Origin of the sequence: Brevundimonas sp., assembly GCF_035627475.1 — a bacterium.
GTDB lineage: Bacteria > Pseudomonadota > Alphaproteobacteria > Caulobacterales > Caulobacteraceae > Brevundimonas.
Genome location: NZ_DASPLR010000029.1, coordinates 59,079 through 80,969, shown reverse-complemented (window position 1 = coordinate 80,969; position 21,891 = coordinate 59,079). Strand labels below are relative to the sequence as shown.

Annotated in this window: 21 protein-coding genes, 1 tRNA gene and 1 riboswitch; of the genes, 8 read left to right on the top strand and 14 right to left on the bottom strand. The window is 67.9% G+C overall.

The annotated features are described in order from the left end of the window. Nucleotides 1-818: 818 nt before the first annotated feature. The 10 genes from VEA62_RS07845 to cpdR form a co-directional block, all read right to left on the bottom strand. The gene (locus VEA62_RS07845; protein ID WP_324820303.1) at nucleotides 819-1,340 is read right to left on the bottom strand and encodes an alpha/beta hydrolase; all 522 of its coding nucleotides are present in this window, start codon (nucleotides 1,338-1,340) and stop codon (nucleotides 819-821) included. Between the two features lie 54 nt (nucleotides 1,341-1,394). Next, on the bottom strand, nucleotides 1,395-2,060 hold the full coding sequence (locus tag VEA62_RS07840; RefSeq protein WP_324820301.1) for a dihydrofolate reductase family protein: 666 nt from the start codon (nucleotides 2,058-2,060) through the stop codon (nucleotides 1,395-1,397). A gap of 510 nt (nucleotides 2,061-2,570) precedes the next feature. Then, complete coding sequence (locus VEA62_RS07835; protein ID WP_324820299.1) at nucleotides 2,571-3,836, bottom strand: hypothetical protein; 1,266 nt, start codon at nucleotides 3,834-3,836, stop codon at nucleotides 2,571-2,573. A gap of 4 nt (nucleotides 3,837-3,840) precedes the next feature. Next, the gene (locus VEA62_RS07830) at nucleotides 3,841-4,917 is read right to left on the bottom strand and encodes a HAMP domain-containing sensor histidine kinase (RefSeq protein WP_324820297.1); all 1,077 of its coding nucleotides are present in this window, start codon (nucleotides 4,915-4,917) and stop codon (nucleotides 3,841-3,843) included. A gap of 347 nt (nucleotides 4,918-5,264) precedes the next feature. Further along, a complete protein-coding gene (locus tag VEA62_RS07825) occupies nucleotides 5,265-5,912 on the bottom strand; it encodes an alpha/beta hydrolase (protein WP_324820294.1) in 648 nt (215 codons plus the stop codon). A 159-nt stretch (nucleotides 5,913-6,071) separates the two neighbouring features. Next, nucleotides 6,072-6,446 carry a response regulator transcription factor gene (locus VEA62_RS07820; protein WP_324820292.1) on the bottom strand — a complete coding sequence of 125 codons (375 nt, stop codon included), beginning with the start codon at nucleotides 6,444-6,446 and terminating at the stop codon, nucleotides 6,072-6,074. Nucleotides 6,447-6,577: 131 nt separating this feature from the next. Then, nucleotides 6,578-9,202: a PAS domain S-box protein gene (locus VEA62_RS07815; RefSeq protein ID WP_324820290.1), complete on the bottom strand. Its 2,625-nt coding sequence runs from the start codon at nucleotides 9,200-9,202 to the stop codon at nucleotides 6,578-6,580. A 185-nt stretch (nucleotides 9,203-9,387) separates the two neighbouring features. Continuing rightward, nucleotides 9,388-9,597, bottom strand: coding sequence for a hypothetical protein (locus VEA62_RS07810; protein ID WP_324820288.1), 210 nt, complete (start codon nucleotides 9,595-9,597; stop codon nucleotides 9,388-9,390). A gap of 147 nt (nucleotides 9,598-9,744) precedes the next feature. Continuing rightward, nucleotides 9,745-9,819, bottom strand: a tRNA-Val gene (locus tag VEA62_RS07805). A gap of 131 nt (nucleotides 9,820-9,950) precedes the next feature. Continuing rightward, nucleotides 9,951-10,307: a cell cycle two-component system response regulator CpdR gene (gene cpdR / locus VEA62_RS07800; RefSeq protein ID WP_324820286.1), complete on the bottom strand. Its 357-nt coding sequence runs from the start codon at nucleotides 10,305-10,307 to the stop codon at nucleotides 9,951-9,953. Between the two features lie 137 nt (nucleotides 10,308-10,444). On the opposite strand from cpdR, the gene VEA62_RS07795 reads away from it, so the two are divergent. Then, a complete protein-coding gene (locus VEA62_RS07795) occupies nucleotides 10,445-11,320 on the top strand; it encodes an N-formylglutamate amidohydrolase (protein ID WP_324820284.1) in 876 nt (291 codons plus the stop codon). Nucleotides 11,321-11,554: 234 nt separating this feature from the next. Here the strand turns inward: VEA62_RS07795 and VEA62_RS07790 are convergent, their stop codons facing one another. Then, a complete protein-coding gene (locus VEA62_RS07790) occupies nucleotides 11,555-12,253 on the bottom strand; it encodes a DUF599 domain-containing protein (protein ID WP_324820281.1) in 699 nt (232 codons plus the stop codon). 218 nt (nucleotides 12,254-12,471) lie between these two features. On the opposite strand from VEA62_RS07790, the gene ppa reads away from it, so the two are divergent. Beyond that, nucleotides 12,472-13,029: an inorganic diphosphatase gene (gene ppa / locus VEA62_RS07785; protein WP_259554860.1), complete on the top strand. Its 558-nt coding sequence runs from the start codon at nucleotides 12,472-12,474 to the stop codon at nucleotides 13,027-13,029. Between the two features lie 119 nt (nucleotides 13,030-13,148). Beyond that, entirely contained in the window at nucleotides 13,149-13,853 is a 705-nt protein-coding gene (locus VEA62_RS07780; protein ID WP_324820280.1) for a Crp/Fnr family transcriptional regulator, read from the top strand. Between the two features lie 66 nt (nucleotides 13,854-13,919). On the opposite strand, the gene VEA62_RS07775 is transcribed toward VEA62_RS07780, so the two are convergent. After that, nucleotides 13,920-15,098 (bottom strand): acetyl-CoA C-acetyltransferase, encoded by a 1,179-nt coding sequence (locus VEA62_RS07775; RefSeq protein ID WP_324820278.1) that lies wholly within the window; start codon nucleotides 15,096-15,098, stop codon nucleotides 13,920-13,922. Nucleotides 15,099-15,293: 195 nt separating this feature from the next. Here VEA62_RS07775 and trhA point away from each other — a divergent pair, with 195 nt between their 5' ends. From trhA to VEA62_RS07755, 4 genes are all read left to right on the top strand, one after another. Further along, nucleotides 15,294-15,995 carry a PAQR family membrane homeostasis protein TrhA gene (gene trhA / locus VEA62_RS07770; RefSeq protein WP_414641850.1) on the top strand — a complete coding sequence of 234 codons (702 nt, stop codon included), beginning with the start codon at nucleotides 15,294-15,296 and terminating at the stop codon, nucleotides 15,993-15,995. 57 nt (nucleotides 15,996-16,052) lie between these two features. Next, nucleotides 16,053-16,658, top strand: coding sequence for a polyhydroxyalkanoate synthesis repressor PhaR (gene phaR, locus VEA62_RS07765; protein ID WP_324820274.1), 606 nt, complete (start codon nucleotides 16,053-16,055; stop codon nucleotides 16,656-16,658). 2 nt (nucleotides 16,659-16,660) lie between these two features. Beyond that, nucleotides 16,661-17,011 carry a hypothetical protein gene (locus tag VEA62_RS07760; protein ID WP_324820272.1) on the top strand — a complete coding sequence of 117 codons (351 nt, stop codon included), beginning with the start codon at nucleotides 16,661-16,663 and terminating at the stop codon, nucleotides 17,009-17,011. A gap of 158 nt (nucleotides 17,012-17,169) precedes the next feature. Further along, a riboswitch (yybP-ykoY riboswitch) is annotated at nucleotides 17,170-17,271 on the top strand. Between the two features lie 135 nt (nucleotides 17,272-17,406). Continuing rightward, the gene (locus VEA62_RS07755) at nucleotides 17,407-17,970 is read left to right on the top strand and encodes a TMEM165/GDT1 family protein (protein ID WP_324820270.1); all 564 of its coding nucleotides are present in this window, start codon (nucleotides 17,407-17,409) and stop codon (nucleotides 17,968-17,970) included. Here VEA62_RS07755 and VEA62_RS07750 read toward each other — a convergent pair. Both VEA62_RS07750 and VEA62_RS07745 read right to left on the bottom strand, forming a co-directional pair. Beyond that, nucleotides 17,967-18,740, bottom strand: coding sequence for a metallophosphoesterase family protein (locus VEA62_RS07750; protein ID WP_324820268.1), 774 nt, complete (start codon nucleotides 18,738-18,740; stop codon nucleotides 17,967-17,969). The two genes, VEA62_RS07755 and VEA62_RS07750, sit on opposite strands and share 4 nt — an antisense overlap. A gap of 57 nt (nucleotides 18,741-18,797) precedes the next feature. Beyond that, entirely contained in the window at nucleotides 18,798-19,577 is a 780-nt protein-coding gene (locus VEA62_RS07745) for a hypothetical protein (protein WP_324820266.1), read from the bottom strand. 137 nt (nucleotides 19,578-19,714) lie between these two features. On the opposite strand from VEA62_RS07745, the gene VEA62_RS07740 reads away from it, so the two are divergent. Continuing rightward, nucleotides 19,715-21,889: a response regulator gene (locus VEA62_RS07740; protein ID WP_324820264.1), complete on the top strand. Its 2,175-nt coding sequence runs from the start codon at nucleotides 19,715-19,717 to the stop codon at nucleotides 21,887-21,889. Nucleotides 21,890-21,891: the final 2 nt, after the last annotated feature.

Below are 21,891 nucleotides of genomic sequence, written 5' to 3'. Positions count from 1 at the left end.
GGCCAAGTTGTCGCCGAACCCAAGAAAAACGAACCCGATCAACCCCGCGCCAAACAGGGCAAGTGGCAGAGCCAACCAGACGGCGCGTCTCGTCTTCATGGCCTCTTTTCGATATTTTTGATCACGACAGCAACGGGTCGTGGTGTCCGCAATAGGTCGGGAGCGGACGTTGAGCTACTGAGGCACGAAGGTTCGCTTGCCAGCTGGGGTGGAGGATCGTTCCCAGCGCCTTCCGGCATCCTGAACGCGGCGCGACCACGCCGTACGGACCCGCCTCGAAAATCATGTTGCTGGACCCCCCCCCCCTCAGGACGCGCGGCGCCAATAGACAGCGAACACAAACGGGGAAGCAGCGTCAGCGACGCCAGGCGTTCCGAATCCCTGCACCACGTTCTCAAGACCCAAGCCGCGGGCGGCCTCCTTCACCTCCTGCCCCTGAAGCGACTCTAGGAGCTGTGGAATTTGGCTCCATGGGAGGTCCGTACCGGCGACGCCCAGCACTTCACAGAGCGTGGCAGTGCAACTGACATCCAGTAGTTCAAGTCCGCCGGCGCCGCCGCCTGCTCATATGCGCTGGTCAGACCACGCTCGGTCATGGCCGTCCAGGCGGGGTCAACCGGACCCACCGCCATTTCGGCGTGCAGCGCGGCGAGGTCCGGCACCGAGGGCGCATTGAACATGGCTTGGGCCGCGGTCGGAAGCGGGGCCCCGGCTCTCAAAGGTCCCGGCCGTACGGACGTCTGTTGTGCGAGAAGCGCGGACGCGAGCAGGGTTGCGACAATCATGAGAGGTTTCCATCGTCGAAAAAGCGACGCGCCTCAGGGCGCGTCCAGGCGACGAGGTTCATCGGCGCTCGGACCACTGGGAACCAGCTCTGGAATTTCGTGACGATTTTCTTGGGCGAGGATGAGCCGTGCGACCTCGCGGCAACTTCCCATCCCGGTCTTTCGCCGAGCGGAACGAAACCTCTCGTTCACAGAAGCCTCTGAGAGGCCCGCCTCATAGGCGAGCGGCCCCGGCGCGTCGCCCGTCCGGCCATGCCCTCGCTGATCGAGCACGATAACCGGACGGGTCCGCGCGAAGCGCTCCACGAACGGCGTCATGGCATCCGCGGACATGTAGGCGCCGTGCAGAACGATCAGGGGGGTGACGCCGGAGTCGAGATCACCCCAGACATCGTAGTGGATGCGGACGCCTGACGAGACCGCGACCCCGGAGCGCCGTTCGGGGGGGGCGGAGACGGCGTCGGTCCGGGCGGTCTGGGCCCAGGCCTCGGCCGGCGAACCGGCGATCAGGGCGCCGAGTGCGAGGGCGAGGGCCGGAAGCAGTCGAGCCTTCATTTTCTTGACTCCAGGGTGGTGCGACGGTCCGGCGCGGACCGGGACGAGCGGGTTTCACTCCGTGGGGGCGGGTTGGTAGGTGAGGAGCATGATCCCGTCGCCCAGACGGACATGGTCCGTCAGCGTCAGTCGCGCCGCCCGCCCTTCGGGAAAGAGGCGGACGCCCCGGCCGAGCAGGACCGGATAGACCATGAGCCGGAACTCATCGATCAGCCCGTGCGGGAGGAGCTGATGCACGATGGACGCGCTGCCGTAGATGAGGATGTCGCCGTCGCCGTCTTCCTGTCTGAGGGCGCGCACCGCCTCGACCAGATCGCCGTCGATGATGCGGGAGTTGCGCCACCCCGCCGTCTCCAGGGTATGCGAGGCGACGTGTTTGGGCAGGCTGTTGATCCGCTCGGCGAAGCCCTCCGGATCGTCAACATGAGGCCAGACCGCCGCGAAGCCGTCATAGGTGATCCGCCCCAGCAGGAGCGCGCTCGCGGCCATCAGCTCCTCATGCTTGAGGCGGTCACCCTCCGGTCCGCGGCGAAAAGGGCCGGTCCAGTCCCCAAGGCCGGAATTCTCCATGCCCACGGGATCCTGAACGACGCCGTCCAGCGAGATGTAGTCCGTGGCGACGATCTTGCGCGGCATCGCGATATCCTGCTGCGGTTTCAGGTGGCCCGGCGACGATGCCGCCGTCATCGGCGAAGGGTGGCCTGCGGCGGTCGCCGGCACGTCTTTCAGGGGCGTGTCGTATGAACTCGATAGGGTTGTTCTTCGAGCGCGCTGGCTGGACGCCCCCGACGCCCGGACGCTAGACGCGGAGACGGACTGGCGAAATATCCAATTCGCGGGGAATAAGGTGGTCCAATTCCTGGGGGACAGCCGATGGACCTTCGCCTCGACCGGGTCGACCGCAAGAATCCGAGCGGAGAGACCTAGCGCCACGCGAAACAGGATATCGGCTGGCCAGGGACGCTACGGACACTCATTATCCACGCTTCGCCGGGGCCGGTCTGGGAACCTCGAGCTGCTCGAAAGCTCAGTATCAAGCCAGAATGCGCAGGATCTCGTCGGCACGGGCACCTAAATCCAGTGCGCACCCTCCTGACTCAATGCGGAGGTTGGGAAGTTCCGCCTTCGGGCCCCTTCGCCAGGGACGGCGGCGGGAGCGGTCGCCTCGCCATGCAGAAATCGAGCCGCCCACGCAGCACCGTGCTCGTGGCGCCCACAGCGCGGGGCGGGTCACTCCCGGTACAGATCTTCCGCAACGAACCGTTGGGCGGTCACGGCGTCTCCGTACTTTTCCGCCACGTAGTCCCCGGACAACAGGCGAACGCCGGCGGCCCAGGCCGCGAGCGTCAGACTGCGGGTCCGTACGCCATAAAGGCTGGCGATAACGCCGATCCTGGCGGTGTCCTCGGCGAACTTTCCAATGCGCGCAATCATCGCCCGCTCTGTCTGGGCAGGGTCGACGGTGGCGATCATCCCGATCGCGCCGCAACGATCCCACCGCAGCAGATCGACCGGGCCTTCAGGCAGTCGGACCAGGACGCCCCTGACGAACGGCCTCAGCTGCGCGATGATTTCGGTCAGACGCACGTGGGGAAGCGCTATCGGGACGTCGGTGACCTCAACGAAGAGTCGGGACTTCCACTCGGCGGCCGCCATCTTCTTCAGCTCAGCCAGGACGTTCATGCGTGAGCCCGAGTGCGACAGGCAATTGAACGACAAGGGAACGTGGACGGCTATCCCCGGCGTGGCGCCCGCGGAATCGCCGGCCAGCTCCCGGACGAACCGAAGACGCTTTGCAGCGAGCGAGGCGTAGCTCTTTGGGGTCATCGAGCCCTGCGCGATTGGCATGAGCTGTCCGTCGGGTCCTGCCTGAACGGCGACGGTTCGGGCGACGAACGACACAACGGCGCCTTGGGCGATGTTCCATACGGGATCGAGAAAGAAGACCGCCTGAAGGTCCGCACCATCCGACAGCCGTATCGACACGACCTTCCGTGGCGGCCGGGATACGCCGAATTTCTCCCATGGCGCCGAGCCATCTTCGCTGGATGAGAGATCGACGGACCGCTCCAGCGCCGCTTTCGCCAACTCGCCTTCGCCGACGCGTGTCGCGTCCACGCCCTGTCCGTCGAAGCGGTCCACGATGGAGATGTGGATATGCTCGGCTTTTACGACGCCGAGAAAGTAGCTCAGGGTTTCTCTCATCAGCTGCGAGGCGCGGCTCAGCGCAGCCATCGGCTCGCGGCTGGGCTGAATGAGAATGAAATCCGCCTCGTTGACCCTGACGATGAAGTCGTCGTCGCGGGCGCTTCGTCGAAACGAACGGATCACGAAATCCTCGACCAAGGGTTCGTGGCGTCCCCACCGCTCGCCCACGGCTTCGCGGATCGGCGCTACGCTGACAATGTGGACCTGGCCCCGTTCCGCGGCGCCCGAGGCCCCAGCGTGCCGCAACAGGTCGCCGATTGACGTCGATATGCTCTTGGTTTGATTCATCGCCCTATGACTCAGCGGCGAGGGGCGCGTCCGACGTCGGCAACGTGAGTCTGATCGTGGTCCCCTTTCCAGTCTGGGACGCGATGTGAAGTCGTCCGCCCCATTGGTCAAGCGCACCCTTGACCATGCTCAGGCCGAGGCCAACCCCGGCGCCGACCGGGCGGGTCGTGAAGAACGGTTCGGTGGCCCTCGCCGCGGTGGCCGCGTCCATGCCGGGCCCGTCATCAGCGATGATTATGTCGAGAGCGGCGCCGTCAGGCGTCTTCTCGCAGGAGACCTCGATCCGGGATGCGCCGTCCTGTCGTGCGTTCGCCAGCAGTTCGTCGAGAACCGCGCGGAACAGAGCCGGGTCAACCGTAACCATCGCGCTGCAGCCATCGATATCGACGGCGAGATCTTCGGCGTTCTGCCCGTCCTTCCAGTCCGCCAGCGCCAGGGCGATGCTCACCGACCGCACGTCGATCAGGGCGCCGCCCGCATAGGTCATGAGTCTTCGGACGACTTCCGCTCCTCGCTCCGCTGTCTCGATCAGGGTTTCGGCGCGCTGGCGCACTGCTCCCGGATCCCGCTCGCCCTGTATGTCCTCGGCCAGACATATCACCCGCGACAGCAGGTTGTTGAACTCGTGTCCGATACCCCCCGAGACCTGGGACAGGAGGAGGTTGCGCTTCGCCTCGTCGAGCTTCGCCTGGACGGCCCTCGCCTCCGTCACGTCTTCGATGCGCCAGACGACGCCCTTGCCCCACAGTCCTTCGACGGGAAGGGAGGTAACCGCGTACCGGCGTCCCCCGACGAGAATATCGCCGACGGTCCCCTGCGCCCCGGGTACGCCTTCGGGGAATGGGGTCGGACAACTGAGCTGCTCAAGCCGCCCGGCCAGGGCGCGCGGATGCGCATCGCCAGGCGGCAGATCGAGGAGCTTGCGAGCGAAGCGGTTCGCGACGACCCTGGTCCACCCACTGTCAAAGTAGATCAGTCCGACGGGCAGCGCTTCTATGATCCGCGCTAGCAGATCAGGGCCCGCCTCGCCCCAGGCTCGAGGCGGCGCGGCCACCACAGCCGCCATCGCCCGGGCCGTCATCGACCTGAGATCTTCGGTACCTGTCCCGGTGGCTTCCGCCCAATAGACGGCGACGACCGCGCCTCCCTGTGTCGAAGGCGGGGAAACCCATGTGTGGACAGGTCTCCGGCCGAGCAGGCTGCAGACCATCGCTGGGGGACGCCCCGCGCCCGGAGCTCCAGCGGCGCCAAGCCGGGACCAAAGATGGATCGGGTCCGGGTGTTCTGAAAGGGTTGGCTCCGACGCGCCCAGCACCCGCCACAGGTCCCGCCTCGGGGTTGCGACGAGAATCAGCGCCGCGCCAATCTGGCGAGCCTCCTGCTGAAGCGCCTCCGAGAGCATCGACGGGGACGGCGATCTCTCCGGCATCAGGCTCCTCCGAGCAGCGCGACATCGAGCGCGGGCCAGAGGCGTGCAGGCGCCGTCAGATGCGGGAGATGCCCTTCAGCGTCCAGCAGCACCAGGCGGCTGGAGGGGATTCGCGCCGCCATATATTGACCGACCTCGACCGGCACGGCCACGTCGACGCGGCTTTGCAGGATTTCCACGGGGCACGAGATTTCTGGAAGAAGGCGCCTCAGATCGGCGTCATAGATGCTGCGCAGGACGGTGACCGCGACGTCCGGCCGGAGGCCCAGAAGCCCCTTCACGAACTCGGACAGTCCGGGCCCCTCTGAAGCCGCTGTGACCGCGGGCGCGAAGGCAAGCACCCACTCGGCGTAGGCCTGCCTGATCGCGGCGAAGTTCGCCTCCAACTCCTCCGCCGTCATGCCGCCCTTGTAGTCGATGTCGTCGAGATAACGCGGCGAAGCGTTGAGCAGCACCAGATCGCGGAAGAATGCTGGCTCGACGACCGCGGCGAGCAAACTGATCATGCCGCTGGCGGAGTGCCCGAGAACCGTGGCGTCGTGAATGTTCTGTTCGTCCAGAAGCGCGATGAGATCGTCTGCGTAGGTCGAAAGGGCTCCCGTACAGGGAACAGCCCCGCCCGGACTGTTCGATGTAAGCCAGGTCATAGGTCAGAATCCGGCGGTGGCGCCCATACCGGTTGATGATCGGCTCCCATACCGCCTGCGACGTTCCAAAGCCGTGGCTCAGAACGAGCCAGGCGTCGCCCTCGCCGTGCACAGTGGCGTTCAGACGCTCCGCGACGCGGCCCGTCAGGCGCCGGGCCATCAGGCGGCCTTTGATGCCGGCCCCAGCAGATTGGCCGAGACGGCGAGGATTTCCCTGCTCCTGAAGGGCTTTGCGAGTGCGGCGTCGGCGCCGAGACCAAGGGCCAGCGACAGGAACTCGGTGGCGCCAAGCCGGCCGCCGCCCGAAATGGCGAGGATGGGCACCGTCGCATCCCGGCCCTTCATCGCCATGATAGTCTCGATGCCCTCGCGATCAGGCATGATGATGTCGGTCACGACCAGATCCGGTCGGATCTGTTCGAAATTCATGAAGCCGGCCTTGCCGTCCGGGGCGGTCATCACCCTGCATCCCGCGGCCGCGTACCAGGTCGCCAAGGTCTTCAGAAGGACCTGGTCGTCTTCGATGATAAGCACCAGCTTCTGCTGGAGTACAGGCGGGAACTCGGACACGGCATGGCACCTCTGAGGCACCCTAGGAACGCGACTCGTAAACAGAACCTTTACGGTCCAGGTAGGTTCCCCAGGTGCAACTCATTCGTCGAGGATCAGCCTGATCCGCTCGGCCAGATCCCGCCTGCGGTAGGGTTGCTCAGCAGCCGAACGCCCGGATCCAGGCGCCCGTGATGAACCATTGTTGTTTCCGTGTAGCCGGAGGTGAACAACACCTTCAGGCCCGGGTGAATTCGTTGCCCGGCCAGAGCCAGGTCGCGGCCGTTCATGTCGCCCGGCATGACCACATCGGTGAACAGCAGGTCGAAGACCTCGCCGCGCTCCAGGCGTTCAAGAGCCTGGGAGCCGTCGTTGGCTTCCGTGACAGCGTAGCCCAATCCGCGAAGCTGGCGTGTGACGTGCTCGCGCACCATGGGGTCGTCCTCGACCACCAGAATTCGCTCGTGTCCCGGGCTAGGCGCGGCGGCCTGCATGGGAGCCTCCTCCACCTCTGGCGTGCTGGGCCTGGCTCGCGGCAGGTAGATGCTTATGGTTGTCCCTTCGCCGACTTCGGACTGGATTTTTACGTGCCCCCGCGACTGCTTGACGAACCCGTACACCATGCTCAGGCCCAGACCGCTGCCCTTGCCGACGTCCTTGGTGGTGAAGAAGGGCTCGAAGACGCGCGAGACGACCTCCGGAGGCATGCCCGATCCCGTGTCCGATACCGACACCCTCACGTACTGACCGGCGAACACGCTCTCTTCCAGGAGTGCGCAATCCTCGTCCAGAGAGGCGTTGCTGGCTCGAATCGCCAACCGTCCCCCTCCCGGCATTGCATCCCGGGCGTTGATCACAAGATTCAGCAGTGCCGCCTCCAACTGGCCCGGGTCGATGTTGGCCTCCCACAGTCCTCGCTCTTCGGCGACCTCCAGATCGACATCCTCGCTCAAGGTTCGCCGCAGGATGGGGTCGAAGTCCCGGAGCAGTCGACCGACGTCGATCCTCTTCGGATCCAGCGGTTGCTGTCGAGCGAAGGCCAGCAATCGGCTGACGAGCTCAGCCCCGCGGCGGGCCGCCGCGTCCGCCGTCTCCGCCAGCATCATGCTCTCGGGGTCGCCGGCAAGGCGCTCCGCCAGCGCCTCCGTCGTCCCGATAACGACCGTCAGAAGGTTGTTGAAGTCATGCGCCAGGCCCCCGGTGAGCTTGCCCACGGCTTCCAGCTTTTGAGCCTCCCGAAGTTGCGCCTCGACCGCAACCCGGGCGGTCACATCGGTCATGCTGCCGACCATGCGCTGTCCGACGCCTGAAGCGTCGCGGAGGATGAGCGCCCGGTCCACCACATGCGCGACCGAGCCATCCGCTTTCAGGAACCGGTATTCGTCGGACCACTCCGCCGCGCTCCCTTCCAGGACGGATCGGATCCGGGCCAGCACACGCGGCCGATCTTCAGGATGGATGCGGTTCTCCCAAAAATGCTCGTCCTCCCGCACGTCGAACGTCTGATGCCCGAATTTGAGCGCCATGTGCTCGTTCCACCAGATGGAGTCATCGACAAGGTTCCAGTCCCAGATGACATCGCTGGTGATGGTCGTCACGAGGCGGAAGCGCTCTTCGCTGAGGCGCAGAGCCTCGTGCGAGTGATGACGATCGGTGACATCGCGGAAATAGATTGCCAGACCCTCCCGCGTCGGGTGGGCCCTGACTTCGAACCATCGGTCCAGGGGAGGATAAAACTCTTCAAAGGTCACCGCCTCCCCCGTTGCGACGGCCGTCTGGTAGCTCGCCTCGAACCGGCTGCCTCGCGCTTCGGGGAACACGTCCCAGATCGACTGTCCGATAATTCCCTGGCCGGTTTGCATCAAGAATTCCGCCCCGGCGCGGTTCAGGAAGGTCAGCCGCCAGTCCTGGTCCAGCACCATGAAACCCTCGGAGACGCTGTTCAGGGTTTCGGCCAGCCGCTTCTGTGTTGCCTCCGAGCGGGTTTGCGCCGCGACCAGTTCATCGATGTCCTGGAAGGCGCCCCAGGCGGCGATGATGGAGCCGTTGGCATCCCGTTCGGCTTCACCAATGGTGCGGACCCAGATCCTCCGCCCCTTCCCCGTGATGATCTGCAAGAAAAGATCGAAGGGGACGCCATCCTCAATGCAGGCGCGGAAGGCGGTCTCCATAATCTGCCGGTGCTCCGGCACATAATAGTTCAGGCCGGTTGCGACCGTGGTCGGCTCATTGGCGACCTCATGGATCGCGGCCGTTTCGGCGCTCCACACCACTTCGTTCTTGAGCAAATCGACTCGCCAGCCGCCGAACCGGGCCACGCGTCCTGCCATGGACAGGAGCGCCGAGACCTCGCGTTCCTTGCGCAGCTGGTCCGCCACGGCTTTCTCCAGCCGCTCCATTTCCGTCACGTCGCGCGCCGACACGATCTGGGCGGGTCGTCCCGTGAACGAGACTGGCAGCGTGCGAACCTCGACGATGATGATCTCGCCGCTCTTCAATCTGTGCCGCTGCCTGCCCAGGTGCTGCGGTTCGGGGTTTGCCGTCTCATCGGGCGCCATCTGTCGGGGCAGGTCTTCCGACACCTCGATATCCGGGGTCTTCATCCGCAGAAATTCGTCTTCGGAGAAACCGTATCGCGCAACAGCGGCCTGATTCACCGCGAGGAAGCGGAGCGTTTCGCGATCATGAATCCACCCCGGCTCCGGGTTGCAGCGAAACAGGAAATCAGCAGCTTCGTTCATGTTACAGGTCGGCTCTCGGGGCACTCCGGGCGTGAGCGGGAAGATACTCCGGCGTGGTCCGCCGCGTCCTGCCGAATTTGTTTCCGCAGAAGGAGCCGAGGTTCGAAGGTTCGCTTGCCGGTTATGAGTGAAGGACCGCTTCTGGCCCCAAGCGGACCGCACCGGGCTTCAGGCGGCGCTGGCAGTCAGATCGGCAAGCCAGCCTTGCCCAAGCCTTCGGCGAAGCGATTGGCGTCTTCCGCCCGGCGAAACGGCAGCCGACGGCGCAGTATGGTCGCGCTCAAAGTGGCGTCGAGCTTGAGCAGATCACTGGCCGCCCGACGGGCGTCCTCCATGCGCCCTGACAAGGCGCAGCTTGAGGCGATCACCGCGGCCGACATCACGAAATGGGGCACGTCGCGGAAGGCTTTTTCGGCCGAGGTGCAGGCCTCTTCGAAGCGTCCGGCGGCGCAGCATGAAGCCGTCCCAAGCCGCGCAGATCCAATCTGGCCAGGTTTTGGTCAGCGCCAAAACCGCCGCAACCGCTAAAGCGTTGAAAGGAATGGTGGACGCGACAGGGATTGAACCTGTGACCCCTTCGATGTCAACGAAGTGCTCTCCCGCTGAGCTACGCGTCCGCCGAGACGGCCCCAGGGTCACCCCCGGGGGCAGGAAGGCGCGGTCTATAACCCGGCCTGTTTGGTATCCGCAAGGCCCAAAACCGGCTCACGCTCGCTCAAAGCGGCGAGCGTCAGCGCCTCATCTGGCATCAGGCCGCGACCATCCGTTCGACCTCGCCGACCAGGTCGCGCAGGTGGACGGGCTTGGACAGCACCTTGGCCTGCGGGCTGGCCTGGGCCGCCGACAGGGCGACGGCGGCGAATCCCGTGATGAACATGATGCGGATGCCGGGCTGACGGCTGGCGGCGACGCGGGCCACCTCGATGCCGTCCGCGCCCGGCATGACGATGTCGGTCAGCAGCAGATCCCACGGCCCCTGGTCGAGGGCGTCTATCGCGTCGTCGCCGTTCTCGCAGTCGACCACCGAATGGCCGGCCCGTTCGAGCGCCCGCGTCAGGAATCCCCGAAGCGAGTGATCGTCTTCGGCCAGAAGAATGCGCGCCATAAAGTCTCTTCGCCCCGTCTTGTTGGCCGGAGGCTACGACCCGACCGGTAAACCCGCCATGAAAATCACCGGTCCGGCGAAGCGCCGCCCATGCGCGAACCTGTGGATCGATGCGCGAAACACGCTATTCAGCCGCCATGGCGGACGGACCGGAACAGGGCGGGGACGAGGCGGGCGAGGCCCCCTTCACCGTCGTCCTGCCCGCTACTCCAGGCCGGTTCGTGTTCGCTTCGCCCCACTCCGGCGACCTCTATCCGGCCGACATGGGCGCCGCGCCCGGCCTCGAGGCCGCCAGCCTGCGCAGCGCCGAGGACGCCCTCGTCGACCGGCTCATCGCCCCGGGACGCGAGGGCGGCGCCGCCCTGCTGCTCGGCCGGTTCGGCCGCGCCTACGTCGATCTCAACCGCGACCCGGCCGATCTCGACCCGGCGCTGGTCGAAGGCCTCGACGCCCGGGCCGCCTCGCCGCGAACGGCCGCCGGCTATGGCGTCATCCCCCGCCTGACCGGCGACGGCCGTCCGCTCTACGGCCGCCGGCTCGGGCTGGACGAGGCCCGCGACCGCGTCCGGCGCACCCACGCCCCCTATCACGCCGCCCTCGGCGACCTGATGCGGGCGGCGCACGCCCGGCACGGCGAGGCGGTGCTGGTCGACTGGCACTCGATGCCGGCGCGGGCGACCCTGGGCGCCGGCGGCGCGCGCGGTCCCGACGTGGTGCTGGGCGACCGGCATGGCTCGTCCTGCGCCGTGGCCCTGACCCGGCGATTGCGGCGGGCGTTCGAGGCCCTGGGCTGGCGGGTGGCGCTGAACCAGCCCTATTCCGGCGGCTGGACGACACAGGCCTGGGGCCGGCCGGCGGAAGGGTTCCACGCCGTGCAGATCGAACTGAACCGCGCCCTCTACCTCGACGAGGCGACGCTGCGGCCCGGTCCGGGCTGGTCGCGCTGCGCCGCAGGCGTGGCCCGCGTCATCGACGACCTGCTCGCCGATCGGACGCCGCTCGGCCGGACATAAAAAAAGCCGCGCCCGAGGGCGCGGCATGAAAGTCTTTAGGGAGGAAACGCCCAGGAAGGGCATGACGCCGCGAGGGCGTCGAAGATCAAGTTAGTGTGCGGTGCACAACGCGTCAACCAGAGAATTCACACCCGTGTTCACGCCGTGTAACGACAAGTTCCAGCCCGATATCCATCCTGTAACCGATTTCAGCGGTGAACTTCACCCGCAACGGTGCGCGAGTGCGAAACAGCTTCACCGATCCGGCAGGTGCGGCTCCAGCAGCCGGCGCGCCGTCCGCACCGCCCGCGCCGCCGGCGAGGCCGCCTGACGCCAGACCAGCAGGCAGAACACCAGCACAACGCCGATCGCCAGCCACAGCGGCCCGAACAGCCAGGCCGCCGCCGCGAGGGCGAAATAATAGCCCCGCACGCCCTGGCTGAAGGCGCTGAGGGCGGGATTGAGCAGGCTGCCCGCCGCCTCGCCCAGCGCCACCCGGTCGGCCTCGGTGTGCAGCTCCGGCGCCGCCCCGATCAGGGCCAGGGCGTAGTTCATCTGGCGGATCGACCAGATGAAATCGAGCAGGCCGCGGGCTAGGCACAGCAGCACCAGCGCCAGCTTGGCCTCCAGCAGCCGGGTCGAGGCCGCCCCCTCGTCGATCAGGGCCACGCCCTGCAGCGCCTGGTCGCCGCCGAACAGCACGCTGGCCACCGCCGCGATCAGCAGCAGGCTGGTCGAGGCGAAGAAGCCGGCCGAATTGATCGTGTGGCCCATCAGCTGGCTGTCGACGATGCGCACCTCGCGATGCGTCATCGCCATCATCCACGCCCGCCGGACCACGAGCATGTCGTCGTTCAGCGAGCCGCTGCGCCGCGCCAGCACGGCCAGCAGCGGCCCGTAGCCGAGCCAGCACAGGAAGAACAACGCCAGCGCCGCGCCTTCGAGGATCGTCATCCTGAACTCTCTTCAGTGCCGGTGCCGGCAGGCGGCGGGGGAGCCGCTGCGCCGACCACCGTCTTTTCCTTGCTCACTCCTTGCTCACTAGCACCGGCGCCGGGACACCCCAACGGCTGGTTGGAACTTCCGGGGCCAAGTCCGCCTTGCTTCCGGCAAGTTGCGCGCCTATCACCCCCGCCTCCCCGTACCGCACTGCACCATAGACGAGCTCCGTCATGAACATCGACGCCATTCCCGCCGGCCCCAACCCGCCCTGGGACGTCAACGTCGTCATCGAGATCCCGCAGGGCGGCCTGCCGGTGAAATACGAGATGGACAAGGCCTCCGGCGCCCTGTTCGTCGACCGCTTCCTGCACACCGCCATGTACTATCCGGGCAACTACGGCTTCATTCCGCACACCCTGTCGGACGACGGCGACCCCTGCGACGTCATCGTGCTGAACCCCACGCCGGTGGTGCCGGGCTGCATCATCCGCTCGCGCCCGATCGGCGTTCTCAAGATGGAAGACGAGGCGGGCGGCGACGAGAAGATCCTCGCCGTGCCGGTCGACAAGCTGAACCCCTATTACACCGACATCGCCAGCTACCGGCAGCTTCCGGCCATCCTGGTCGAGCAGATCGAGCATTTCTTCACCCGCTACAAGGATCTGGAGAAGGGCAAGTCGGTCACGGTCAAGGGCTGGGGCGACGCCGGCGAGGCCGCCGAACTGATCGCCGCCGGCATGCGGGCGCATCAGGAGAAGCTCAAGTCGAAGGCCGCCAACGCGGCCTGAGCGGTGCGAAGCGGAACGGCCAGTTCAGCCTGGCGTTAACACCTGCAAGGCGATTGCCTTGATCCGGCTAAGTCGATTTCCGGCGGACGGATCATTCTGCTTTCCCCTAATCGGCGAAGATGCCTTCGGCCACGCTTCGTAATCTCCTGCTCGACCGTCTGTCCCCTGAAGACCGCGCCGCGGTCCTCACCGCCTCGACCCCATTCGAGTTTGAATTGGGTCATGTTTTCGCGGAGGCGGGGGACACGGTCGCACACGTTCACTTCGTGCTCGGCGGCATCATATCGGCCGTCGCCGACATGCAGGACGGCCGCACCGTCGAGACCTTCATGGTCGGCCGCGAGGGCGTCACCACCCCCGGCGCAATCAACGTGCCCGTGCGCACCTATTCCCGTCTGGTCGGCCAGTCTCCCGGCGAAACCCGCCGGATCGACGTCACTCGCTTGAGGGCCCTGTGCGACGAACGTCCGGACCTTAGACTGGTCGTCGCCCTCTACGCCGCCGGCCTCCAGGGCGAGCTCGAACAGTCCGGCGCCTGCAACGCCCTGCACCGCGCCGACCAACGCTTCTCCAAATGGCTGCTGCGCTGTCACGACCGGCTGGACGGCGACACCCTTCACCTGACCCAGGAATATCTGGCCAGCCTGCTCGGCTCCCAGCGCACCACCGTCAACGAGGCGGCGCAGGGCCTGCAGAAGGCGGGTGCGATCAGCTACTCCCGCGGCCGCGTGACCATCCTCGACCGGGCCGCGCTCGAGCGCGCCGCCTGCGAATGCTACACCAACGGCCGCCGCTCCAGCCTCGACATCCCCACGCCGGAATAGCCCCCCAAAGGGCCAATCCCGAGGCAAGTTCCACGGCCGGCTTCAGGGCTGGCCTCAGGGCTGGCCTCAGGGCCGCTCCACGCACATCGCCACGCCCATGCCGCCGCCGATGCACAGGGTGGCGAGGCCCTTCTTCGCCTCCCGCCGCTTCATCTCGTGCAGCAGGGTAGTCAGGATGCGCGCGCCCGAGGCGCCGATCGGATGGCCGATGGCGATGGCTCCGCCGTTGACGTTGACCTTGGCCGGGTCGAGCCCGAGCTCCTTCAGCACGCAGAGCGACTGCGCCGCAAAGGCCTCGTTCGACTCGACCAGATCGAGGTCGGCGACCGTCCAGCCGGCCTTTTCCAGCGCCTTGCGCGACGCCGGGATCGGGCCCGTTCCCATGATCGCCGGATCGACCCCGGCGGTGGCCGAGGCTGCGATCCGGGCCAGCGGCTCCAGACCACGCGCCCTCGCCTCGTCGGCGCTCATCAGGACCAGCGCCGCGGCCCCGTCGTTCAGGCCCGAGGCGTTGGCCGCCGTCACCGTGCCCTCCTTCGAAAAGGCCGGGCGCAGCGAGGCCATGGCCTCCAGCGTCGCGCCGTGGCGGATGTATTCGTCCCGGTCGACGACCACGTCGCCCTTGCGCCCGGGAATCGTCACCGGAACGATCTCGGCGTCGAAGCGGCCGTCCTTCTGGGCGGCCACGGCCTTGTGCTGGCTGGCCACGGCGAAGGCGTCCTGGTCCGCCCGGCTGATCTGGAAGCGCTCGGCGATGTTCTCGGCCGTCTGGCCCATGTGATAGCCGTTGAAGGCGTCCCACAGCCCGTCGCGGATCATGGTGTCGACGAACGACAGGTCGCCCATCTTCTGACCGGTGCGCAGCTGCTGGGCGTGCGGAGCCTGGCTCATGCTCTCCTGACCGCCGGCGACGACGATGCGGGCGTCGCCCAGGGCGATCTGCTGCGCGCCGATGGCCACGGCGCGCAGGCCCGAGCCGCAGATCTGGTTCAGGCTCCACGCCGGGGTTTCCTTCGGAACGCCCGCGCCCATGGCCGCCTGCCGCGCCGGCCCCTGACCGGCCGCCGCCTGCAGCACATGCCCCAGGATCACTTCGTCGACCTCGTCGGCGCCGACACCGGCCCGTTCCAGCGCCGCCCGGATGGCCACCTCGCCCAGCTTCGAGGCCGGCAGGCTGGACAGGGCGCCGAGAAACGATCCGACCGGCGTGCGCGCCGCGGAGACGATGACCACTTCGACAGACATTTGACTGACCTCGGGGAAGCGGCCCTACGAAGGGGGAGGCGTTAGGCCGCGGGAAAGAATTCGTGCCGTTTCTGCCGCATCCCGAAGCTTTCGTCACCCTTGCAAGCCGCCATTCAGCGAATGGTCATCGCCCGGCCCTCATGGTGGCGGGAACGAAAAAGGAGCGGAAGGCTTGATGGGGCCATGCTCATGCGAATGAAGAAGCTGTTCGGCCGGGTCTGCGAGCCCGACGAACTCGACATGATCGAACACTACCGGACTCCGGCCGAGCAGACCGCCGACCTCGTCGTCCACGTCGTGGGGCTCACCCTCGCGGCGGTCGGGGGCATCGTCCTGGCCGTGCTGGCCGCGCTCTATTCCGGCGTCGGCGCCGTGCTCGCCACCGCCGCCTACGCCCTGTGCCTGATCGCCATGCTGACGGCCTCGACCATCTACAATCAGACGCGGCCCTGCGCCGCCCGCCCGATCCTGCGCCGGCTCGACGAGGCGGCCATCTTCCTGATGATCGCCGGCAGCTACACCCCCTTCACGACGCAGCGGTTCGAGGGCGCCTGGGCGGTCGGCTTCACCCTTCTGGTCTGGGTCGTCGCCCTCGGCGGCGTCGCCGTCAAACTGGTCGCCCCGCGCATTTCCGACGCCTTCTGGAGCATGGTCTACATCGGCTTCGGCTGGCTGGCCGTGCTCGCGCTGAAGCCGATGATGGACACGGTCCACCCCATCGCCCTGGCGCTTCTGGTCGCCGGCGGCCTCATCTACACCGCCGGTGTCTTCGTCTTCATCAGCCCGCGGGTGAAGTTCCGCCGCGCCATCTGGCACGGGTTCGTCGTCACCGGCGCCATGACCCACTGGGCCGCCGTGCTGGTCGGCGTGGTCCTCGCCCCCGCCGCGCTCGGCTAGACATTCCCCTCCGCAGCGCAGCATAGTGCGGCGTTGCAACAGGATCGGGGACTGCGCGTGGCCGACAAGAAGCCCGGAGCCGGCGACACCGTCGTCATCAAGAAATACGCCAACCGGCGGCTCTACAACACCGCCACCTCCGCCTATGTCACGCTCGAGGATCTCGCCCGCATGGTGCGCGAGGGCGTCGAGTTCGTGGTCTATGACGCCAAGACCAACGACGACCTGACCCGCCAGATCCTGACCCAGATCATCTTCGAGGAAGAAAGCCGCGGCGAGGCCCTGCTGCCGGTCCAGTTCCTGCGACAGCTGATCGGCTTCTACGGCGGCCAGATGCAGGGCGTGCTGCCCTCCTATCTGGAGATGTCGCTGGACAGTTTCGTCCGCCAGCAGGAGCAGATGCGCGGCCAGTTCTCCAAGGCCTTCGGGGCCGCCCCCGGCGCGGGCCTGCTCGACGAGGCGGTCAAGCGCAACATGGCCATGTTCGCCGAGGCCATGAAGATGTGGCCCGGCTTCAATGCGGCCGGCGCCGCCAGCCGCCCGGCCGCGGCCCCGCCGCCGGAGCAGCCCGCCGCCGACCCGCTGGCCGAGATGCGCCGCCAGATGGACGAGATGCGCGCCCAGCTCGACAAGCTGTCCCGCCCCCCCGGCAAGGCCGGCTGACCATGGCCGACGAGGTCCGCCCCGTCGGCCCGGTGCAACGCCGCGACGAACGCCGCGAGGCCGACCGCCGCGCGGCCGAGCGTCGCGCCGCCTCCGCGTCCCGGGCCCTTGTCCCGACCGATTTTCCCGCAGAGGCTGCCGAGGCCCCGGCAAGACCTGCCCCCAATCCGCCCGCGGACGCCTCGCCCGCCGCCTTCGCCGCCCAGGTCATTGGCCAGACCGGCCAGCGGCGCGGCCTCAAGGGCGGCCCGCCTGTGCTGGACGCCGCCCGCTCCACCTATCTCGGCGCCGCGTATTCGGGCGCGGCCGAACGCCGTCCCAAGCCCGGCAAGGCGACCGACACCGACGTGTGATTTCGCGGCACGGTCCTTGCTGGGGAGGGGCTGAAAGCCTCTTCCGGGACCGCCGCCATGCTGACCTTCCTCGCCCGCACCGTCGACGTCACCGTCGTCGCCCTGATCTTCGTCGCCTTCAGCTAGGGTTGCGCCGCCGCCGCCACGCAGCTAATCACCCGCCCGTCATCGGGGAGTAGCCGCCCGCATATCCCAGCGGGGTTCGCGTCAACAGACTTCCTCTTCCCGGAGAGGATGGCGCGGGAAGTTCCAGTGGCCCTATGGCGCGCACGCGGTGCGCGCGTCAGGCCCCTGCGAACACGGCAAGACCGCTGGCATTCGCAGGGGATTTCCACGCGGAGCCCGGCTGCGAACGCCACAGGTCTGTCCGCCGAGGCTCCGCGCACGAAGATGAATTGGACGCCTTCCTGATCTCGGCCGGCCTCGTCTCCATCGCGGAGATCGGGGACAAGACCATGCTGCTGGCCATCATGCTGGCGGCCGCCTGGCGCCGGCCGCTGCCGATCCTGCTCGGCATCCTCGCGGCGACCATCGCCAATCACGCCTTCGCCGCGCTCGCGGGCACGGTGCTGGGCCATTTCATGGAAGGAGCCTGGGTGCGCTGGGTGATCGGCCTGGCCTTCCTCGGCTTCGCCGTCTGGGCCCTGGTCCCCGACCGCTTCGACGAGCGGCCCGACACGACCGAAAAGACCTTCTCCGGCGTGTTCTGGACCACCACCGCCGCCTTCTTCGTCATCGAGATGGGCGACAAGACCCAGGTCGCCACCGCCGTCCTCGCCGCCCAGTTCCAGTCCCTGCCGCTGGTCGTCGCCGGCTCGACCCTCGGCATGATGCTGGTCAACGGCCCCGCCGTGCTGCTCGGCGAGGCGGCGGCGCGCAGGCTCCCGCTGAAATGGATCCGGATCGCCGCTGCGGCGGGCTTCGCGGCGACGGGACTGTGGGTGCTGCTGGCCGGCTAGACCTCGAACACCCGGTACGGCGTCTCGCCCAGGGTCTTCAGCACAGGCAGGGCCACGTTGTAGACCGGCACGCCCTTGTTGGTCCGGCCCTCCGGCGCGCCGCGGTGCGCATGGCCGTGCACCACCAGGCTGATGTTGTCGTAGCGGTCGACCGTCTCGCCCAGCCGCGACGAACCGAGGAAGGCGTGGATCTCGGGCGGCTCGCCCATCACCGTGTCGACCACCGGCGAATAGTGCAGCAGCACCACCGACCGCTCGGTCCTCAGCATGCGGATGGAGTTCTCGATGTGGTTGGCGTCCTCAACGGCCTCCTGCACGAAGGCCTTGATCGAGGCCTCGCCGAACGGGCTCAGCATGTAGCGGCCGAAGCCGCCGATGAAACCCTTGCCCCCGGCGAAGCCGACGCCCTCGATCTCATAGGCCTGGCCGGTCAGCATCTTGACCCCGGCGTCGCACAGCAGCCGCGTCACCTCCTCCGGCTGGCCGCACTCGTGCTCGTGGTTGCCCAGCACCCCGACCATCGGAATCTTGCAGCCGCGCAGGTCCTCCAGCAGGATCTCGACCTCGCGCGTCTTGCCGAAATTGGTCAGGTCGCCGCACAGGCACAGAACGTCGGCGTCCTCGTGGACCCGATCGAACAGGGCGCGGTGCGGCCGGTCCTGGGTCTCGCCGACGTGCAGGTCGCCGACGGCGGCCACCCTCAGCCTCTTCGCCGGACCGGGCTCGAGCCCCGGTTGCGGCGTCTGCGGATCGGTATGGCCCTCGGTCATGACGCCGCCCCCGCGCCGCCACGGCATCCGGACCCCGCGCTCAAGCCGCGCCCCACATCAATGTATCGGGTCATGGCGCTCCTCCAGCCCCTTGCCGACGATGTCGCCAAAGCCCCATTCGGTGATGTCGGCGATGTAGTCGCGCGGGCTGAACAGCCGGCCGCGGCAGACCTTGACGCGCGGGGCCGGCAGGTCGACCTGGGCGCGCAGCCGCTCGCTCAGTTCGGTCATCAGCCAGGTCGGCACCCGGTCCCGCTCCGTCGGATAGGCGAAGCGGAAATTGAGCAGGTGGGCCATCAGCACCTCCCAGTAGAGATCCATCTGGTCGAGCAGGAATTTCCAGTCGATCGCCTCGGACTGCTTCAGGATCACGTGGTTCACATCCGCTCCGTCGAAGCGGTAGCGGTCCTGGATGAACACCTTGGACAGGATCAGGGCCGTCGGCGGCGTGATCCCGACCTTGTGGCCATAGACCTCGATGGTGTCCTTGCCGAACCAGCTGTCGTTCACCGCGATGGTGCCGTTCGACATGGCGAAGATCACGTCGAAGAAATACACGCCGTCCTTCCACACCTTGGCGATCCAGCGCTCGTCCTCGACATCCGTGCGATAGCCGCGCGCCTGGAAGAAGGTCAGGATCCGCGGATAGTCCCCGGGCTTGCAGAACACGTCCAGGTCCTTGGTCGGCCGCCGGATGCCCGTATAGGCCGTCACCGCATAGGTCCCCGACAGCAGGAACGGGATGCCGCTCTGCTTCAGCAGGCCCAGGGCCTCCTCATAGAAGGCCACGGCGTCTTCCGGGGGATGGAAGCTGGGGTCGGCGACGGTGTCTGACATGGTCCTGACCCTCAGAGGCGAGGGTTTGAAAACGGTCGCGGTTGGTCCCCGGTTCCTTGGAGCGCGGACCGCATGCATCTGATTTGTTTACGGGTCGCCCCTAGACCTGTGGCTTCAACGCTGGTCGGGAGGGCCGCTTGAAAGGTCGTTGGCGTCTGTTCAGGCACGACGCGGGGCGCGTCGCCGGCCCGCCCGCACTCGCCTATGTCGTGCTCTACGCCGCCGCCATGGCGGTGGGCTACTGGACCATGGCGCGGTTCGGCACGGCCACGGTCTGGCTGGCCAATGGCGTGGTCACCGCGGCCCTGCTGCAGCTGCACCGCCGTCCGGCGCTCATGGTTCTGGCCGCCTGCGCGGCGCTGGACATTCTGGTCAACGGCATGCGCGGGGGTCCGCCCCAGTACCTGGTCTTCAGCGCCGTGCTCAATCTCGGCATGGCCGTCACCGCCGCCGTGCTGGCGCGCCGGGTGTGCGGCGCCGCCCTCGACCTGCGCCGGCCGGGCCGGCTAACCCGGTTCGCCATCCTGGCCGTGGTCCCCGCCACCGTGGTCTTCGCCCTGCTCAGCATGGGCGTCAGGGCGATGATCGCCCCCCTGCCCTGGGCCCTGTGGCTGTTCCAGCTCCAGAGCTATATCGCCGTCGAGGCGCTGGATCTGATGCTGGTCACGCCGATCCTGCTGCTGCTGGCCCGCCGCCATCGCTTCGCGGGCGCGGCCCGGGCGTCGCGCGCCGAGGCCGCCGGTCTGGTCGGCCTCATGCTGGCCGTGACCGCCGGCGTCTTCTGGCAGGCCGACGCCCCCCTGATGTTCCTCGTCTTCCCGCCGATGATGCTGATCGGCCTGCGCCTCTCGCCCGCATGGTCGGCCGGAGCGCTGATCGCCCTCGCCGTCCTCACCGGCGCCGCCACCCTGATGGACCATGGCCCGGTCCATCTGATGCGGCTGGCCGAGACTCCGGGGCTGGAAACCATTCCCCCGATCGTCCGCCGCCTCGGCGTCTACAATCTGTTCCTGCTGGCCATGGTCGCCACGGTCCTGCCGGTCAGCACGATCATGACCGAGCGCCGCCAACTGGAGGCCCGTCTGCGGGCCCGCACCGCCGCGGCCCAGGAGGCGCGCCGGGTGGCCGAGGACGCCGCCGCCGCGCGCGCCCGCTTCCTCGCCATGATGAGCCACGAGATGCGGACGCCGCTGAACGGCGTGGCCGGCTTCGCCGACCTGCTGGCCGGACGGGCGGATCTCGATCCTGAGGCGGTCCGCCAGGCGCGCCAGATCCGCGTGTCCAGCGACGGCCTGCTGATGCTGGTCGAGGACGTCCTCGATTTCGCCCGGGGCGAACACGAGGTTTCGCCCGAGCCGCTGGACCTCGCCGCCGTCGTCCACGAAGCCATGACGCCCAGCCGCGCCGCCGCCGACGCCCTCGGCCTGACCCTGACCATCGACGACCGCCTGCCCTCCCGGTCGCGCTTCAACTGCGACCGCCGGGCCCTGCGCCAGGCCCTGCATCCGCTGATCGCCAATGCGGTGAAATTCACCGCCGAGGGCGGCGTCTCGGTGCGCCTCGACCGGGCCGGGGAGGGGGTCATGATCCGGGTCTCCGACACCGGCTGCGGCATCGAGCCGGCCCACCACGTCCGCCTGTTCGAGGCCTTCTCCCAGGCCGACGCCTCGACCACCCGCCTGCACGACGGAGCGGGTCTCGGCCTCGCCCTGGTGGCGCGTCACGCGCGGCGGCTCGGCGGTCGGGTCGAGGTCGACAGCCGGCCGGGCGAGGGCTCGACCTTCACCCTGCACCTGCCTCTGGAACGGGCCCCCGACGCCGTCGGGGAGCCGGTGGCGGCGCAGGCTCCGGCGCCCGCCCCGGCGGCGGCCCGCTCCCCCGCCGCCGCTTCGGCCCAAGAGGCCAGCCCGACGCCCTGTGTGCTGGTGGTCGACGACCACCCGGTCAACCGCGAGGTGGCGCGCATCATGCTCCAGGCCTTTGGTTGCGAGGTCGTCGAGGCCTGCGACGGTCACGAGGCCGTGCAGTCCGCGGCCGCCCGGGTCTTCGACCTGGTGCTGATGGACGTGCGCATGCCGCGCATGGACGGGCTCGAGGCGACGCGCCGCATCCGCGGTCTGCCCGAGGCCCGGGGCGTCGTCCCGGTGGTCGCCATGACCGCCGACGCCATGCCTGAGGACGTCGCCCGCTGCCTCGCCGCCGGCATGAACGCCCATCTGGCCAAGCCGGTTAGTCAGGCCGCCCTGTTCGCCACCGTCGCCCGCGCCCTGTCCGGCGATCTCCCCGCCGCCCGCCTGGTTGAAGCGGCCTGAGC